The 1,080-nt window shown below is 69.4% G+C and carries 2 protein-coding genes; one reads left to right on the top strand and one right to left on the bottom strand.

Annotated elements, in window-relative coordinates; all coding sequences use genetic code 11:
* Window positions 1-86: 86 nt before the first annotated feature.
* On the bottom strand, window positions 87-434 hold the full coding sequence (locus tag ACRDSQ_RS08830; protein WP_431420329.1) for a RidA family protein: 348 nt from the start codon (window positions 432-434) through the stop codon (window positions 87-89).
* 115 nt (window positions 435-549) lie between these two features.
* On the opposite strand from ACRDSQ_RS08830, the gene ACRDSQ_RS08825 reads away from it, so the two are divergent.
* Window positions 550-906 (top strand): type II secretion system protein GspG, encoded by a 357-nt coding sequence (locus ACRDSQ_RS08825; protein WP_431420328.1) that lies wholly within the window; start codon window positions 550-552, stop codon window positions 904-906.
* Window positions 907-1,080 lie beyond the last annotated feature (174 nt).

The raw sequence follows: 1,080 nt of genomic DNA, 5'->3' as shown, positions 1-1,080 counted from the left end.
CACCGCGGCGGCGCGACCGATGCCGCCGGCCGCGCCGGTGACGAGCACCACCTTGCCCTCGAAGCGGCGGGCGGCCGGGGCCGCCATCAGACCGCGGCCACCACCATGATCTCTACCAGGTACCTGGGCGTGGCCAGCCGTGCCTCCACGGTGGCGCGCGCCGGGGTGTTGGCGGGATCCACCCAGGTGTCCCACACCGAGTTCATGTCGCCGTAGAGCGCCATGTTGGCGAGATAGATCGTCGCGGAGAGCAGCTTGGACTTGTGGCTGCCGGTGGCGGCCAGGTGCTCGTCGATCTTCTTCAAGATCTGCTCGGTCTGGCCCTTGGCGTCGGCGGAGGGATCTCCCGCGACGATGCCGGCCAGGTAGACCGTGTTGCCGTGCACGACCGCCTGGCTGAGTCGGGGTCCGACGCCGTGTCGCTTGATGCTCATCGTGGTCTCCTTTGGTTGAAGGTAGCGGCTTGGCTGAACACGTCCGGGCGGCGTATGATTCTGGCACAGTTCGGCCGTCGCGTCGGATTTTCTCCAGCCGGAAAGGATGAGGGTCGTGGGGGCTCTCGGCAGGGCCGCGGTCATCGGGGGACTCCTGCTCGCACTCACCGCGTGCGAGCGGGAGGAGAAGATGGTGCGCGATGACCTGCCGATGGCGCGCACCACCAAGGCCCGGACGGACGTGCAGATGATCGCGACCGCGGTGAACACCTACCGTGCTTCCTGCGGCGTCCTGCCCGAATCGCTGGAGGCGCTGACGACGCAGACCACGGTGTCCGGCGCGGCCTGCGGCCCCGTGCTCGGCTCCATCCCGGCGCCGCCCGCCGGCTGGTCGGCCTACGTCTACACGCGGCAGGGCGACGCGTTCACCGTCGCCTCGAGGGGCGGCGGGCAGAGCGTCTCGGCGCCCTAGCCGCGCGCGAACGAGCGCAGAACGTGAGGAGGAACCCGTGACCGCACTCCGTGATCTCGAGACCCCCGCGGTGACCGTGCACCTCGACGTGATGGAGGACAACATCCGCCGCGTGCAGGCGCACCTGGACCGCCACCGCATCGCCAACCGTCCGCACATCAAGACCCACAAGAT

Source organism: Actinokineospora sp., assembly GCF_050699995.1.
Taxonomy (GTDB): Bacteria; Actinomycetota; Actinomycetes; order Mycobacteriales; family Pseudonocardiaceae; genus Actinokineospora.
The sequence above is the reverse complement of the archived record's forward strand: the minus strand, read 5'-3'. Positions and strand labels throughout refer to the sequence as shown.

Bases quoted from the DNA above. Each gene is read 5' to 3' on its own strand.
- ACRDSQ_RS08830 (WP_431420329.1), bottom strand. From the start codon at position 434: ATGAGCATCAAGCGACACGGCGTCGGACCCCGACTCAGCCAGGCGGTC.